This is a genomic window from Streptomyces sp. NPDC001868 (assembly GCF_040297125.1).
In the GTDB taxonomy this organism is placed as follows: Bacteria; Actinomycetota; Actinomycetes; order Streptomycetales; family Streptomycetaceae; genus Streptomyces.
The window spans coordinates 75,882-91,157 of sequence record NZ_JBEOYO010000029.1; the positions used below are offsets into that span (position 1 = coordinate 75,882).

The 15,276-nt window shown below is 69.6% G+C and carries 16 protein-coding genes and 1 pseudogene; 9 read left to right on the forward strand and 8 right to left on the reverse strand.

The genetic code is table 11. The annotated features are described in order from the left end of the window. Window positions 1-98: 98 nt before the first annotated feature. Entirely contained in the window at window positions 99-686 is a 588-nt protein-coding gene (locus tag ABT147_RS29175; protein WP_351411475.1) for a GNAT family N-acetyltransferase, read from the reverse strand. A 473-nt stretch (window positions 687-1,159) separates the two neighbouring features. Between ABT147_RS29175 and ABT147_RS29180 the strand changes: the two genes are divergently transcribed. After that, window positions 1,160-1,465 (forward strand): hypothetical protein, encoded by a 306-nt coding sequence (locus ABT147_RS29180; RefSeq protein ID WP_351411477.1) that lies wholly within the window; start codon window positions 1,160-1,162, stop codon window positions 1,463-1,465. 199 nt (window positions 1,466-1,664) lie between these two features. Here ABT147_RS29180 and ABT147_RS29185 read toward each other — a convergent pair whose 3' ends face one another. Further along, complete coding sequence (locus ABT147_RS29185) at window positions 1,665-2,243, reverse strand: hypothetical protein (RefSeq protein ID WP_351411479.1); 579 nt, start codon at window positions 2,241-2,243, stop codon at window positions 1,665-1,667. A gap of 203 nt (window positions 2,244-2,446) precedes the next feature. Beyond that, entirely contained in the window at window positions 2,447-2,611 is a 165-nt protein-coding gene (locus ABT147_RS29190) for a hypothetical protein (protein WP_351411481.1), read from the reverse strand. A 165-nt stretch (window positions 2,612-2,776) separates the two neighbouring features. Between ABT147_RS29190 and ABT147_RS29195 the strand changes: the two genes are divergently transcribed. Genes ABT147_RS29195 through ABT147_RS29210 form a run of 4 tightly spaced genes read left to right on the forward strand, consistent with a single transcriptional unit; the run spans window position 2,777 to window position 5,494 of the window. Further along, window positions 2,777-3,313, forward strand: coding sequence for a hypothetical protein (locus tag ABT147_RS29195; RefSeq protein WP_351411483.1), 537 nt, complete (start codon window positions 2,777-2,779; stop codon window positions 3,311-3,313). After that, window positions 3,310-3,663: a transcriptional regulator gene (locus tag ABT147_RS29200; protein ID WP_351411485.1), complete on the forward strand. Its 354-nt coding sequence runs from the start codon at window positions 3,310-3,312 to the stop codon at window positions 3,661-3,663. Before ABT147_RS29195 ends, ABT147_RS29200 begins: the two co-directional genes overlap by 4 nt. Further along, complete coding sequence (locus ABT147_RS29205; protein ID WP_351411487.1) at window positions 3,660-4,631, forward strand: ABC transporter ATP-binding protein; 972 nt, start codon at window positions 3,660-3,662, stop codon at window positions 4,629-4,631. Before ABT147_RS29200 ends, ABT147_RS29205 begins: the two co-directional genes overlap by 4 nt. 11 nt (window positions 4,632-4,642) lie before the next feature. After that, window positions 4,643-5,494: an ABC transporter permease gene (locus ABT147_RS29210; RefSeq protein WP_351411489.1), complete on the forward strand. Its 852-nt coding sequence runs from the start codon at window positions 4,643-4,645 to the stop codon at window positions 5,492-5,494. Window positions 5,495-5,917: 423 nt separating this feature from the next. Here the strand turns inward: ABT147_RS29210 and ABT147_RS29215 are convergent, their stop codons facing one another. Next, entirely contained in the window at window positions 5,918-6,847 is a 930-nt protein-coding gene (locus ABT147_RS29215; protein WP_351411491.1) for an NADP-dependent oxidoreductase, read from the reverse strand. A 50-nt stretch (window positions 6,848-6,897) separates the two neighbouring features. Here ABT147_RS29215 and ABT147_RS29220 point away from each other — a divergent pair, with 50 nt between their 5' ends. From ABT147_RS29220 to ABT147_RS29230, 3 genes and pseudogenes are all read left to right on the forward strand, one after another. After that, entirely contained in the window at window positions 6,898-7,524 is a 627-nt protein-coding gene (locus ABT147_RS29220; RefSeq protein WP_351411493.1) for a TetR/AcrR family transcriptional regulator, read from the forward strand. A gap of 222 nt (window positions 7,525-7,746) precedes the next feature. Continuing rightward, window positions 7,747-8,085: an inner-membrane translocator gene (locus ABT147_RS29225; RefSeq protein WP_351411495.1), complete on the forward strand. Its 339-nt coding sequence runs from the start codon at window positions 7,747-7,749 to the stop codon at window positions 8,083-8,085. An 857-nt stretch (window positions 8,086-8,942) separates the two neighbouring features. Next, window positions 8,943-9,532: pseudogene (locus ABT147_RS29230) on the forward strand (transposase); the annotation flags it as partial. A gap of 678 nt (window positions 9,533-10,210) precedes the next feature. Here the strand turns inward: ABT147_RS29230 and ABT147_RS29235 are convergent. Together ABT147_RS29235 and ABT147_RS29240 are read right to left on the reverse strand one after the other, a co-directional pair. Then, the gene (locus ABT147_RS29235) at window positions 10,211-10,813 is read right to left on the reverse strand and encodes a hypothetical protein (RefSeq protein ID WP_351411497.1); all 603 of its coding nucleotides are present in this window, start codon (window positions 10,811-10,813) and stop codon (window positions 10,211-10,213) included. Window positions 10,814-10,971: 158 nt separating this feature from the next. Beyond that, a complete protein-coding gene (locus tag ABT147_RS29240; RefSeq protein ID WP_351411499.1) occupies window positions 10,972-12,003 on the reverse strand; it encodes an NAD(P)-dependent alcohol dehydrogenase in 1,032 nt (343 codons plus the stop codon). Window positions 12,004-12,118: 115 nt separating this feature from the next. Between ABT147_RS29240 and ABT147_RS29245 the strand changes: the two genes are divergently transcribed. After that, window positions 12,119-12,793, forward strand: a complete 675-nt coding sequence (locus tag ABT147_RS29245; protein WP_351411501.1) for a TetR/AcrR family transcriptional regulator — start codon at window positions 12,119-12,121, stop codon at window positions 12,791-12,793. Window positions 12,794-13,035: 242 nt separating this feature from the next. On the opposite strand, the gene ABT147_RS29250 is transcribed toward ABT147_RS29245, so the two are convergent. Together ABT147_RS29250 and ABT147_RS29255 are read right to left on the reverse strand one after the other, a co-directional pair. After that, window positions 13,036-14,277, reverse strand: a complete 1,242-nt coding sequence (locus tag ABT147_RS29250) for a GNAT family N-acetyltransferase (protein WP_351411503.1) — start codon at window positions 14,275-14,277, stop codon at window positions 13,036-13,038. 558 nt (window positions 14,278-14,835) lie between these two features. Further along, a complete protein-coding gene (locus ABT147_RS29255) occupies window positions 14,836-15,261 on the reverse strand; it encodes a hypothetical protein (RefSeq protein WP_351411505.1) in 426 nt (141 codons plus the stop codon). Window positions 15,262-15,276: the final 15 nt, after the last annotated feature.

Below are 15,276 nucleotides of genomic sequence, written 5' to 3' on the forward strand. Positions count from 1 at the left end.
AGTCGGTTTGCATACGAGGGCCTCGAGCCGGTGGAGGGCCCCCTCGGCGGGGTTTGCCAGGCTGGGACTTCACGGAGACTCACCCTGACGAGCCGAAGTCAGTGACGCCGCTCTTCGCGGGTTGGGGTCCGCACGGACGCCGGCCGCCATTCCCGTCTGATCAACCCGAACACCCACGAGTCGGATACTTCGCCGTTCACGACGCAGTCCTCCCGCAACGTCCCTTCACGCATGAATCCGATCTTCTCCAGGACCCTGGCAGATGCCACGTTGCGCGTATCGGTCTCGGCCTGCACTCGATTCAGCGGCAGTGTGTCGAATGCCCACCGCAGCAAGGCGTGCGCGGCCTCCGTCGCGTAGCCGTGTCCCCACATCGCTTCGTCGAGGACGTAGCCCAACGACGCGCTGCGGTACTCCGGGTTCCATCCGGTCAGACCGCACCAGCCGACGAAGGCCCCGTCAGAAGCGCGGTCGACGGCCACCCGGGCCCCGGTGCCTTCGTCCGCCATCTCCCGGCACATGTTGATGAAGCGTTCGGCGCGGGCCCGTTCATTCCACGGCGGGGAGTCCCAGTAGCGCATCACGTAAGTGCTGCTGTGCAGGGCGAAGAGCTGGTCCGCGTCGGCGTCGGCGAAGGGGCGCAGTCGCAGGCGAGCGGTGCGCAGTATGGGGGTGGCCAAAGTCATGCGCACCATCCTGCGTCCTCATGTGACGGGCAGAACACCGAATATCCGATGCCGGTTTGATCCTCACGGCCGAGGCTCCACCTACCAGCGGATCGTGCACGGCACGACTGCTCGGCCTGCCCACCGACGACCCAGACATGAACGGCACCCACAGCCCGGGGGATCGATCGATGGGTCACCGAGCAAGGCCGACGTTGCAGCGTCGGTCGGGAAGGCACGCCCTGTGCTCACCGTGGTAACGAGGACGGTGCCACGCGAGACGGCTCTCTGCTGGATGAGATCGTCCGGGAGGGGCAAAGGGGGATGCTGGCCGCCGCTCTGGAAGCAGAAGTCAACGTCTGTGTTGCCGAGTTGGCCCAGGAGCAGGGTCTACCTGCACGGCCTGTCCTCCGGAAAGTTCGTGCCCGCTGGAACAATTCCGCGGCTCCCCCGCCGGGTTCTCGTCGGCCACCGTCACCCCGGCTGACCACGCAGTGCCAGCCGACCACGCCGCCTTCCGGGCGCGTGATCGGTCCGACACCGGCACCGACTGCGTCTTCGTCTGGGTTGGTGACATCCACCTGCGCATACGCCTGGACGAAGCCAAGTCCGCCGTCCTGGTGGTCATCGGCATGCGCGGACGGCATCAAGAAAACGGTGGCCATGGCCGACGGCTGCTGGGAATCGTCCCCACAACCCGCGAGCAGAGGTGCTGGGTTCACGGAGCCGCCAACAGCCTCGACGCCATGCCGAGATCGGCCCAGTCGGCGGCGAAGAGTGAGGCGTGCAGCCGGGAGTGAGCCTGGCCGGCGCCATAGATTCGGCAGACGCGACAGACGCGGTGAACGACCTTGCCGAAGCACGACAGCCGCAGCTCGTACAGATGGCACGGCCTCAGCGGCCAGGCGGACCCAGATGTCGGCAAAGTCGACCTCGGCTTGCGTGGCTATGATCAAGCAACACGGCCTCCGACATGACTATGTGTGTCGGAGACCGGATTCACGCCGAGAAATCCTCGATCAGCTCGGCCGGGTTGGCGGCTTTGGTGGCCTCCTCCTCCCAGCCTGGGCAGTCCATGTCGAACACGACCACGGGCAGGGGGCGGCCGAAGATCCTCTCGATGGTGCCGCTCGCGTGGAGGTAACGGGCGAGGTCGATCACGGCGTCGTGGAAGTGGAGTTCGAGGAGGCCGGACTTGGCGCGAAGCTCGTCGTCATCCAGCATCCGACCGAGATCGAACTCACCGTCGTACCAGAGGCCGAGGTTCCTGGCCTCCTCTTCGAAGAGCGGTGCCCCAACCGGGTCCTCAGGAACGTTGCCGAGCTTGTCGAAGCCCTCAAGGATCCAGCAGGCATAACTCCAGCGCGCCTCCCAGGGATCGGAGTCCCGGCGCATCTCATCCTCGTACTGGCTCTCCGTGTTGTAGCCGATGTCCACATACGGGTGACGGTTGTCGGCATCGATGCGCCAGACATTGAAGGCCAGGACGTATATCTCACGCTTCAGCCACTCGGGGACTCGCTCCAGGATGCCGGTGGCGGCCTGGCGCACATGCGTCTGGAAAGTCTTCCGTTCCATCACGGCGACAGCGTCTCACCCCACCCGCGCCAAAGGTCCCGCCGCTGTGGCTACAGCCCTTGCAGGTGAGGGATGCCCCTCCGCCGCCGTACAAGCAGACAAGCCCACGGGAGCGTTGCGGGACCGACGACGCCCGCTCAGCTGGTGACGGCGGTCGCGGTCGCGGAGAACAGGCCGATCGCCGCCGTCGTACGGGCATCGGCCTACGTGCCGTCCACCAGCGCCACGCGCACCCGCGCGACGAGCCTCTCCAGCACGGTCTCGCGCAGCCCAGGGTGCAAGAGGGCGTCGGCCCCCGCGATCGCCCCTGACGCGTCGTCGAACATCAGCGGCAACAGGTTGTCGACGATGAGTAGGCCCTTCTGCATGAGCCCTCCTCCCGTTCCCGTCGATACGCACGGCCGTACCCGTCAGTGCACACACGGGCGTCCCTGTCCGTGCGCACACCGGAGAACTGCTGACTTGCCTATTAGGAAAGTCAAAGATAACTTTCCTTGCAGGAAAGTAAAACCGGGGACGGGAGAACGTGGGCCGTGAGTACGTCGGTGGACGCCGAGCAGGCGTGGCGGGATCTGCAGCGGATTCGGGTGCCGCAGGAGCGGGTGTACGACGAGGTCGAGCGGTCCGCCGTGGGCGGCTCGGGAGTCCTCTGGGGCACGGCCGCGCTGATGTGGCTGTTCCTGGCCGTGCTGGGCCTGGACCTGCCCGGGTGGGGTGTGGGGCTGACCGTCGCGGCGTACGTCGCGGTGCTGGGTGTGCTGGGCGTGCTCCACAACCGCCGCAGCCGGGTGCGTCTGCACCACACCCGCTGCACCCCGCGGATGGTGGGCACCTTCGTCGCGGGGGCGGTGGTGACCGGCACGACGACCGTGCTGACCGGCCGTCTGCTCGATTCCCTGGAGCCGATGTCCGGCAGCCTGCTCCAGGCCACCGTCTCGGCGGCGGTGTTCGCGCTGTTCGTGGGGCCGACGAGTCGCTGGGCGGCCAGGTCGGCACGGGATCGCGGCGCGCAGACGGCGGACCCGGGCACGGCGGATGCGGGAGCAGCGGGCGCGGGGGCGGGCCGATGAGCACCCCCGCCGGTTTCGACGAACTGATCCATCCCGCCACCCGGCTGTCGGTGGTCGCACTGCTCGCCGCCACGGAATGGGCGGACTTCGCGTTCGTCCGTGACAGCCTCTCGCTCAGCGACTCCGCGCTCTCCAAGCAGCTCCACACCCTGGAGGAGGCCGGATATCTGGAGCTCCACAAAGAGGGCGGCGGCCGCAAGCGGCGTACCAGGGTGCGGCTGACGGACCTCGGCCGCACCGCTTTCGAGGGGCATGTCGCGGCGCTCCGGGCGATCGTCGAGAGGGCCGCTGTCCCTGCGGCGGACGACCCCAAACCCGTGCGGCAGCAGCACTCGGGGGCAGGACGATGACACCGCAGCACACCTCCGCCCAGCCTGTCGTCCACGCGCGCGAGGTGACGATGGCGTACGGCGCCGTCGACATCCTGCACGGCGTCGACCTGGACATCCACCGTGGCGAGGTCTTCGCGCTGCTCGGGCCCAACGGCGCCGGGAAGACCACCACCGTCGAGATCCTGGAGGGCTTCCGGCGGCGTTCCGGCGGAGAAGTGAGCGTTCTCGGCGTGGACCCGGAGCGGGGTGACGACGCGTGGCGGGCCCGGATCGGTCTCGTCCTGCAGTCCTGGCGCGACCACCGCCGCTGGCGGGTCGGCGAGTTGCTGAGGCACTTCGCGATGTACTACCCGGACCCGCGCGACCCGGCCGACCTGCTGGCCCTGGTCGGCCTCACCGACCAGGCCGGCCAACGGGTGGACCGGCTGTCCGGCGGCCAGCGCCGGCGCCTCGACGTCGCGCTCGGCATCGTCGGCCGCCCCGAACTCCTCTTCCTGGACGAGCCGACCACCGGCTTCGACCCGCAGGCGCGGCACGACTTCCATGTCCTGGTCGAACGGCTGGCCCGCGACGAGGGCGTCACCGTCCTGCTCACCACGCACGACCTGGTGGAGGCAGAGCGGCTCGCCGACCGGATAGCCATGCTGGTCGGCGGCCGGATCCGGGCCTGTGGCACGCCCGCCGAACTGGCCCGGCGAGCCGCCGCCCAGGCCGAGGTCCGCTGGACCGCCGACGACGGGACACCCCGCCGCGAACGCACCGAGGACCCCTCACGACTCGTGTGGGAACTCCACCAGCACGCGGACGGCCCGATCACCGGCCTGGAAGTCCGCCGACCGACGCTGGAGGACACCTACCTCCACATGGTGCACCGGGACGCCGCCGGCACGGACGGGGACGGGGACGGGGACGGGGACGGGGACGGGGACGGGAACGGGAACGAGGACGGGGACGGGGACGGGAACGAGGAAGGACAGGCCGCATGAGGGGGACACACATGACGAACAGCTGGCGTGCCGGGCTCCATCGCGGCGGAATCGAACTGCGGCACCTCCTGCGCAACGGCAAGGAGATGTCCGGCCATCTGACCAACGTGGTCGTCGCGCTGCTCGTCGCCGCCTACCTCGGCGACGACGTGCCCGGCACCCGAACCCCGATGACCCATCTGGTGCTGGCGGGGTTCGCCGCCTACCTGCTGTTCCAGGTCGGGCTGATCAGCCTCCCCCAGATCCTCGTGACCGAGCGGGAGGAAGGCACCCTGCTGCGGCTGCGCGCCACGCCCGGCGGGATACCGGCCTACCTCGTCGCCAAGTGCCTGCTGATCGTCGCCTTGGCGGTCGGCACCCTGGCCCTGCTCCTGGTGGCCGCGGCGCTGCTGGTGGACGGGCCGTTGCCGCACGGACCGGGCGCCTGGCTGACGCTGCTGTGGGTCACCACGCTCGGACTGCTCGCCGTCGTCCCGCTCGGCGCGGCCATAGGCGCCATACTGCCCAACCCTCGCGAAGCACTGGCGTTGATCATGCTGCCGACGATGGGGCTGCTGCTCACCTCCGGGGTGGCGTTCCCGATCACCTCGCTGCCCGTGCCGGTCCAGCACGTGGCCGCGGTCTTCCCCCTCAAGTGGATGGCGCAGGGCCTGCGTTCGGCGCTGCTCCCGGACTCGGCACGCGCCGCCGAGCCGGCCGGCTCCTGGGAACTGCCCCTGGTCGCTCTGGTCCTGACCGCCTGGGCGGTCCTCGGATTCCTCCTCGCCGTACCCCTCCTGCGCCGCGCCGCCCGCCGCGAGTCCGGCTCCCGCCTCGCCGCACGCCACCGCAAGGCGGAGCAGAGCGGCGCGCTGGGGGCGTAGACGGCCTACACGGACCGGGGTCGGGGCCGGGGCCGCCTGCCCGCCGGCCCCGGCCCCGGTCCGGTCCCGACGTCGTAACGCGGACCTCGCTCCCGTCGGCGACCGGTGACGCCACCACTGGGTCAGGGCGCGGTCACCGAAGTAGGCACGCATGACGGTCGGATACTCGTTCGCCTCTCAACGGGGTTACTGGCCTTCGGAGTTGACATGACAGCCGTGGGCCTGTCACCACGCGCGTGCTGGACGTCCTCGCCCGACTCCACCACCCACGAACGCCACCGCGTCATCGCCTCCCAACCGCCGACCACCACCTCTCGGCCTCTCCTCCCTCCCTCCCTCCCGCCTGGCCATCGCCGAGCCTGTGCCGCCGGACCAGGCAGGCCTCTCCCGACAGAGGCAGGGCGAACCATGCCTGAGGCAGCGCTACAGGGTGAGTACGATCTTTCCTCTTGCGTGGCCGGTCTCGCTCAACTGGTGTGCCGCGGCCGCGCTCTCGATGCTGAAGGCGGCCGCGAGCGGCACGGTCAAGCGGCCCTGCTGGGCGAGGTCGGCAGCCACGGCGAGGCCTTCGAGCGCCTGCGGGTCCGCTTCGGGGCCCGCCGAGGCCGACAGGTGGACCCCGTACTGCGCGGCGTTCCGGTCGGCGATGGTCACCACCCGGTCCGGGCTTCCGGCGAGCTTCACCAGATCAGGCAGCGAGCCGGATCCGGCGCAGTCCAGGACGACGTCGATGCCGTCCGGCGCCAGGGCGGTGACCCGTTCGCCCAGCCCGGGCCCGTAGGTGGTCGGTATCGCCCCCAGCCCCGCGACGAACTCGTGGTTGCGGGCACCGGCCGTACCGATGACGGTCGCGCCACGGGCGACCGCGAGCTGGACGGCGACCGTGCCGACCCCGCCGGCCGCCCCCTCGATCAGCAGGGTCGTGCCGGCGGTGACCTTCAGCCGGTCGAGGGTACGCGTGGCGGTCTCGACGTTCCCGGCCGCGCCACCGGCCTGCTCCCAGCTCAGCGCGTCCGGCTTCAACGCCCAGGCTGCCAGGACGGCGTACTCGGCGTTCGCACCCCCGAGCACGGCCAGATCGACGATGCCGAAGACCGCGTCACCCGGCCGGACACCGGTGACCCCCGGGCCGACCTCGTCGACCACACCTGCGGCGTCCATGCCGAGCACGTGGGGCAGAGGCAGCGGCATCAGGTCGCGGAACCGGCCCGACCGGAGGGAGCAGTCGGCGGGAGCGACACCCGACGCGCGCACGGCCACCCGGATCCGGCCCGGTCCCGGGTGCGGTTCCGGTACGTCGGCGACCTTCAGGACACTTGTGGGGCCGTACTCGGCGAATGTCAGTGCTCTCATGGCGTCGGACGCTAACGGAACACCCCGTCCGTTTGGCTAAAGTGAGAGCGGTGACGACCCGTTTGCCTCACTCCCTGCGCTCCGACGCCCGGGACAACCGCGAGCGCATCCTCGCCGTGGCCCGCACGACGTTCGCCGAGCGGGGGCTGGACGTGGCGATGCGCGAGATCGCGCGGCGCGCGGACGTCGGGCCCGCGACCCTGTACCGGCACTTCCCGACCAAGGAGGCGCTGGTCACCGAGGCTTTCGGCGAGCAGATGAGGGCGTGCACCTCCCTCGTCGACGAGGGGCTGGCCGATCCGGACCCGTGGCGCGGCTTCTGCCTGGTGGTCGAGAAGGTGTGCGAACTGCACGCACAGGACCGGGGCTTCACCGCCGCGCTCGTCTCGGCCTTCCCCCGCGCGATCGACTTCGCCGCGAACCGGGAGCAGGCATGGGGGAAGTTCGCGGAACTCGCCCGCCGGGCCAAGGCCGCGGGCGGACTGCGCCCGGACTTCGTCCCGGACGACCTGATCATGGTGCTCATGGCCAACAGTGGCATCCGGACCACCTCGCCCACCGCCGCCGTAGCCGCCTCCCGGCGCTTCGCCGCGTTGCTGATCCAAGGCATGCGAACCCAGCCGGCCATCCCGCCGCTGCCCCCGCCGGTCCGGCTTCCACTGACGGTGGTGACGTAACTCCGCATCCGGCAGCGGGCAAACCGGCCGGGACAGGCACCCCCACACCGTCGTCACCCTCCGATGGCGGACATCGGGCGGTCCGGCCGGACGAAGGCGATGAAGTCAAGGCCGCGCGGCGCGAGCCCTGGCCACACTCACCCCATGAAGAGCGGAGTACGCCTGGGTTGCGAGTCGGCGACGGAGCGTTCGGAAGGGTGGATTCCGCGCGATCGTTGAGCCATGCCCGAACTTGCCGACAAACAGCCCTCCAGCACGGAGGATCCCCTCACCGCAGGTTGTCTCCTGCTTCTCGTACTGGTGGCGGACGTGGCGGCCGGGCTGCTGGTCGCCATCGTGCTCGCCGCACGGGGATGGGGCCGGATGGGCACCGCCCCCGGACAGACAGCGACCAGCGCGCCGCCCCTGGACTGGGCACCCGTGCTGGGATTCGGCGCTCTGACCCTCGCGGTCGGCGTAACGGCCGTCGTACTGGTGTGGATCGGGCACCGAGTCATCGGGACGGTGCAGCTGACGCTCTGCGTTCTTCTGACAGTCCACACGCTGAGGTACTGGCCCTGACGCAGGCGTAGGACGCCCGAGAACGACTGACCGGTGTCGGGGAAGGTGAGAGCGCAGCGGGCTGCTTCAGACGATTGGTGTTCCGCTGACGGGGATGCCGGTCAGCCTCGGGCTTTCACGAGGGGTGCAGGACGTTTGTAGCTGAGGGACTGACGTCCGCCGTTCACCAGGCACGATGCGCTTCTGCTTTCCGGTGGCTGTCGTTTCTTACTCAGCACCTCGTGGGTGCAGAGTGGGCCGATGGTGGACGAGACGAAACTCCGTGACGCGGGGGGATGCGTCTGCAACGCTGCGCAGTGTGGACGTCTCTCTACTCAGGGCCGAGGACTATGCGTCCGCCGATCGTGCCCAACGGCTGCTTGCAGGCTCGTTCGGTTGCTCCCCGACTCTCTTCTGTCAGATGAGGTCCTGGCAGGATTTCGTCGTCGGCGTTGAGGCAGGCTTCGATACGACATGGATTTGGGAGTACCACAGCGGTCTCAGCTGCCGTGATTGGCTGGATGAGGCACTGCCTCTGCTCACTCCCATGCTGCGTGCGCAGTGTCAGCCCGTGATCGAGAGGTGGGATGCCCGGTATCTCGCGGCGACAGGGCTGATCAAACCGCGGGGCCCTCAGACCAGCGGGTCGTCGACGCAAGGCAGGTGGTGGCACGACCGCTTCCCGCTGCTAATCGACCACGACGACGAGATCCCGTTGCCGCTGTCCTGGTCGCCGCAGCCCAGACACCTCACCGAGTGACACGCTGCCGGGACCAAGGTTGTCCGACCCTTGATCAAGTAGATGGAGAGTGCCACCGAACTGCAACGATGGGACTTGTCCAGGGTCCTGTCAGCTGCACGGAAGTGGCACTCTCCAGGTGAGCAAGCGAATCGGGTCGTACCCTCTTGTCCGCGTCCAGGGCAACGGGGGCAGGGTGATCGCGCATGCTGGTGAGGTACTGCTGAAGGAAACGCTCCGCAAGACGGGAGTGGACACGGCGATATCGGCGGCGCCGGCGCCGTGGCGCACGTCCCGGGCGGTGCACGACCCGGACAAGGTGCCGCTGGACCTCGCGCTGGCGGTGGCGACGGGCGGGGATTGTCGGGCGGACGTAGCTGTACTGCGAGCCGAGCCCGGCCTGTTCGGGCAGGTGGCCACCGATGCCGCTGTCTCCTGACTGGTGCACACCCTGGCCGGAGCCGGTCCCGCGCACTGACCGCGATCCGCCGGGCCAGGGCCGAAGTCCGCGAGCGGGTGTGGGGGTTGGCCGGCGCCGATGCCCCGCGCGAACGGGCAGGTGATCGTGGACATCGACGGGGTAATGGTCCTGGCACCCTGATCCGAACCGACTCCGCAGGCGGCGCCCACGAGTTCCTGGACCGGCTCACCGCGCGAGGCCGGTGGCTGTCCTATTCGGTCGGGATGACCATCACCGACGCGGTCCATCACGCCGTGGCTCGCCCTGCGGAGCGACCGGACACTCCCGCTGCCCGGCTCCCCGGCCACGGCGGGTCGGCACGTGGTGTGAACGGTGACCGCGGCAGCCGGCGCGGCGGTGGACGCTCGTTGTGCCTACGAACCGCTGCTGTCCCAGGGCGATTCCATTTCGCCACCCAGTCCGACTGCTGGGTGGCAACCTGCGCGGGACTCGCCACTCTGGCTTGCTGTTCGTCCCCCCGACGGGCATCGCGCCCTGTACGTTCGGCTGGCTCGCCGGGGATACGTCAGCTCCGCAGGCGCCCCGGCACGCACCACACCGCGCGGCGTTCTCCCCACTCCGGGTGCCTCAAGGCGGGCTTCGCGCTCTGATGGGATGTCACCGATGGCGGATCCCCTGCTGAGAGCCTGACGCTGAGACTCTTCGACTCCTGGCGCCGGCCCCTCTCCACACCTTCGGCGTGGAGAGAGTGCGCGACCCAACAGACCTTCAGGCCCTCCCAGGAGAGCACGAGGTACACCGACTGGTACCAGCTGCTCCGGTCCCCGCTTGGGGGTCGGCGTCTCCGCAGGGCTGGTCGGCATAGTTGTCGCCCGATGTGATACCCAGAGCCGTTTCACAGATGGAGAGGGCTCCTCCGCCGTCACCGAACACATCGCCGCTGGGCTGGGCTGGGCTTCGGGCTGCTGGGCGCGCGTCCAGCGGTGTCAGTCGGCGGTTTCCGGACCGGGTGGTAGTTGCACGTGCCGGGGCCAGCCGTTCAGGCGGGCGAATTGGCGCATGAAGCGCTCACACCGTGCGGCGAAATCGTCGCCCCGGTCGGGCAGTCGCGTGAGCTCGATCATGCGGACGGGGTCCCGCTCGGGCTTCTGCAGCAAGGGGACCTCGGTGTCGATGAACTCGCCGTCACCGAGGCCGGCGGCGGCCAGGGCGAGGGCCGCCGCGGTCACGACGCCGACGCACGTCCGTGTGGGGCTGAACACCGCCTCGACCGGTTCGCGCTGCGCATGCGGAGCTTCGTGGTCCAGATGTTCGTGTGGGTCGAACATCATCAGTCGGACCATGTCCCTCGATCCGGCGGCATAGAAGTCGACGTCACGCTCGTCCGGACCCTCGCCGGACGGACCTTGAACGCGCTCGCCGACCACCATGGCTCCGAGCTCCTGAGCACCGAGGCGCCGTCCCGGATCAACAGGGTGTCCCTGATCGAACGTGCGGTCGGCGATCACGTCGATCACGGGGATCGCCCGCAGGCCGAGCAATCGCGCCAACGTCTCCCGGGCCGTGGCGACGAGGGCGTCCAGGGGCACGGGAGCGTGCATCGTTCCCACGAAATCGACGGACATGCCGACGAAGATAGCCGCTTCCGCCGCGGTCGGTGAGCGGCGTCAGCAGCAGCTTCGGCAAGCAGGGCGTACCTCGTTCACGGCCCCGCGCTTCACCCCGCTCTCACCCACAGGACCGGGCGTCACTCGGCGGGCAGGGCGAGTGCCAGCTTGCCCGTGGCGCGGCCGGCGAGTAGGTGTCGTACGGCTGCCGCAGTCTCCGCGAGCGGGTAGACGTGATCCACGACGGGCCTGAGCGTGCCCGCGTCGATGAGAGCGGTGAGGTCGCGCAGCCCATCGGCGTGCTCGGAGGAGATGAAGGTTCCCAGCTTTTGCCCGGTGAACGGGGACAGGAGCTGTGCGCGGAGCTGCCGGTCGGTGCCGCCGAGCCAGCGGCCGTTCGTCTCCCCGCCGGTGATGACCAGCGTGCCTCGGGGTGTGAGGGCGCGGCGCAGATCCCGCAGGGCGCGGTTGCCCGCGATGTCGATGATGGCGTCGTAGCGGCGCGGGCCGGCCAGGAAGTCCTCGCGCGTGTAGTCGATCACCTCGTCGGCGCCCAATGCTCGTACCGCGGCGAGCTTGGGTGTGCTCGCGACGGCCGTGACCCGGGCGCCGAAGGCGTGGGCGAGTTGGACCGCGAAGGTGCCCACACCGCCGGCGGCTCCAGTGATCAGGATCTGCTGGCCCTCCTGGACCTCGGCCTTGTCGCGAACCGCCTGGAGTGCGGTGAGCGCGCTGACGGGAACCGTCGCCGCCTCCTCGAAGGTGAGTCCGGGCGGCTTGGGAGCGATCCTGTCGGGGCGGGTCGCGGCGTACTCGGCGAACGCGGCCACCGCCGTGCCGTAGACCTCGTCGCCGGGCGCGAACCCGTTCACTTCCGGGCCGACCGCCTCCACGACACCGGCGACGTTACGGCCGGGGTTGGGGAGCCTCGGCCCGCGCAGCCCGCTCACGGGCCGGACCGCGTACGGCAGACCGGCCATCATGTGCCAGGTGCCCCGGTCCACGCTGGAGGCCCGCACACGGATCAACACCTCGGCCGGCCCGATGCGGGGCCGGGCGAGCCGCGCCGTACGCAGCACGGCCTCCGGCTCGGCTCCGTACCGCTCCTGTACGACTGCCGCCATCGTCCGGGTCTCACCGGTGGTGGCGACCGGCCTGCTCGTGTTCCGCATCGTCATTGCTCCCGCTTCCGTCTCCCGCATGCTTACGGCGTAAGCAAGACTTACGCCGTAAGTACAACACTTACGGCGTAAGCTCGTCAATGCTGGGAAGCCCCGAGAGGAAGAGATGTCCACCGTGACCCGACGTACCGTCCGGCAGCCGGCCCGCGAGACGCTCACCCGTCGGCGGGTGCTGCATGCCGCCGTCGAACTCGCCGACGCCGGCGGCATGGAGACGCTCAGCATGCGCAAGCTCGGCGAGGCCGTCGGGGTCGAGGCCATGTCCCTGTACAACCACGTGGCCAACAAGGGAGACCTGATCGACGGCATGGTCGACCTGGTGTTCGAGGAGATCGATGTGCCCGCACCGGGTGACGGCTGGCGACCGGCCATGCGGCAGCGGGCCCTCTCCATGCGCCTCGCGCTGTCCCGCCACCGCTGGGCGATCGGGCTGATGGAGTCACGGTCCACGCCGGGCCCGGCCACCTTGCGCCATCACGACGCCGTCCTCGGCTGCCTGCGCCAGGGCGGGTTCTCCCTCGCCCTGACCGCCCACGCCGTCTCCGTACTCGACAGCTACATCTACGGGTTCGCCCTGCAGGAGAAGACCCTGCCCTTCGACACCCCGCAGGAGACCGCCGAGCTGGCGGAGTCCATCATGAGCGGATTCGGCGACGGCCAGTATCCGTACCTGACCGAGATCGCGACCGCCCACGTCATGCGCCCCGGATACGCCTACAGCGACGAGTTCACCTTCGGACTGGACCTCATCCTCGACGGCCTGCAGCTGGCGGCAGGCTGACGAGCCGGGATCCGCCTCGGAAGCACCCTTCTTGTAGCTCATGCGGCGGCGACGAGCGTCAAAGTGCGGGTGCTGGACCCCTTCTTCCAGATACAGATCGCACCGATCGAGTAGGTGCGGTCACCCTTGGAGCTCTTCTTGGCACAGACTGCCTTGCCCTACCGACAAGAAGTGCCTTCCGCGTTATGTTGCGCAGCAGCCCGGCCACAAGCTCCACTGAAACTCCACTGACAGTTCCCGGCTCAGAACCAGTGCAGGCAGTGCGGGGAGCGATCGGCGCGGAAGAGTGCGTCGGCGAGGGGGGCCGCGCCTGGGTGGTGGGCCCGGATGTGTCCGGCACGGACGAGCGTGCTCGGGGTGGTGCCGCCGAGATAGAGCGATCCCAGGTCGCCGATGTCCAGGGACAGATCGGGCTTCCGGTCCGTGGGGACGCAGTCGGCCTTGCCGTCCCGGATGGTCAGCAGGTAGCGGTCGTGTTCGCCGAGGAACGGGTCGTCGATGTCGAGGACGAGTTCGCCGTCCGTGAACCAGCCGCGCGCGGTCAACGCGCGCGGGACGTCCAGCAGTCGCACCCAGAGCCAGTCCGTGTCGCCGCTCACCTCGCCGGCGCGGAAGTCCGCGAGCTGCCGGCGCAGCGGGTGCTCGGGCGGGACGTGGTTGAACACGACCTGAGAAACCAGGTCGTGGTCGAGTACGAACCGGGCCAGGGCCGTGAAGACGGCGTCGTCGGTGGCGATGGTCTCGTCGACCGTCAGGGTGCCGGACTCGATCGAGTAGCTGGCGTACCCGTCCGGGACGCCGTCGGAGTCCCGGTGGACGGCGATGTAGCGCGGTGCCGGCGAGATCGGGGGCTGCCCCGCGCGCACGGCCCACCAGCGGTGCGGCCGGGACAGCGCGCCGGGCTGGGCGCGGCGGTACCGGTCGTAGACCTCTTCCAGGATCTCGCCGCACTCGGCCCGACGCAGCACTTCGACCGAGCCGGCCGCCCGGGCGTCAGCCGTTCCGCGCGCCCGGGCTTCGGCTGTTCCCCGCGCCCGGGGGCGGGCGAAGGCGGCCCTGTGGCGCGGCACCTTCAGCTGCCCCGTGTAGGTGGCCGGTCCGTAGCCGAACCTGCCGTAGATCGTGGCCTCGGAGGCCAGCAGCACGGAAAGGAGCTCCCCGCGGGCCCGCAGCTCGGTGAGCTGACGCCGCATCATCGCGCTGAGCACGCCCTGGCGCCGGTGCGAGGGCAAGACGCCGACGGCGGTCACCCCGGGGGCCGGGACGAGGGTCTCACCGGGCAGGGTGAGCTCGAAGGAGTACGTGGCGGCGGTACCGACCGGCCGCCCGTCCGCCGTCAGGGCGAGCATGCAGCGGTCCATTTCGAGCGCCGACCACCAGAGCCCGCCGCCCTCGACCGGGGTTTCCGGGAAGCGCCCGAACGCGGCATGGACTGTGTCGACGAAGACGTCGAGATCCTTCTCGGTCGTTGAACGGATCTCCATTGCTGCCGCTGCCTCCTCGGGATACCGGCACCACGACTCGTGGTGTCTGGCCACAGTGCAGCGTCAACTCATGGCCGGGGCAAACGAATTACGACCGGACCCCGCGGTCGGCAGCGACGGCCGCCGCCCTGCGGTGCACGTGCACGCCGTCGAGTGATGAATGGTCCTCGCCCGCCTCGCCCGCTATGGGCCCACCATGGCCCGGAGAAGAGGTGCTGCGGAGAGTTGGGGAGAGTGTGGAGACGGTGTTCCGCCAGGTGGCCGGCCCACTGGCAGCCCCGCAGTCCCGCAGACGTCCGGCGTCCGGCGTCCGATGCGACTTGACGCTTCCCGACGGCGACCTGGCAGGGACGACTGGGCAGGAAGGACCCGGCAGAAAGGACCCGGCAGGGACTGCCGGGTCCTTGCAGTGCGGCATGGAGAGCCGGCCCGGCAGGATGGCCTCCAAGGGGAGCACGCGGAAGGTCTTGATGCCGGACGCCGGCCGGTGTCCGGCATCAAGACCTTGGCGGGGTCAGCGGATGAGGCCGACGGCCCATCTGTACGCCGAGGAGTTGCTCAGGCCGCGTACTCGCCGGTGGCAGTGGCAGTGATCTTGAAGTGGAAGCGGAACTTGACGCCGTTGTTGACGTCGGTGGCGATCACCTTCCACGTGTCCTTCTCGGCGTACTTGTAGTCGTCCTGGCAGTAGTTGAGGTCGCCGTTGCTCTTGTAGAAGCAGACCTTGACGTAGCGGTTGCTGTTGGTCCTGATGTTGATGTCGGCGCAGTCGCTCGTGGTCGTGAAGTATTCCGGCGTCTGGCTCGGGAGCGGAACCAGGTGGAAGTCCTCCTTCTTGGTGTAGCTCTTGGCGTTGCCGTAGCAGGATCGGGCCGCGAGTTCGCCCTGTCCGGCCGCGTTGGCGCTGGTGGTGACGGCGACCAGGCCGCCGCCGGCGAGCGCTCCGGTCATGGCGACGGCGACGAATCGCTTGCGGAGGGTCATGGTGGTCCTTCCCCG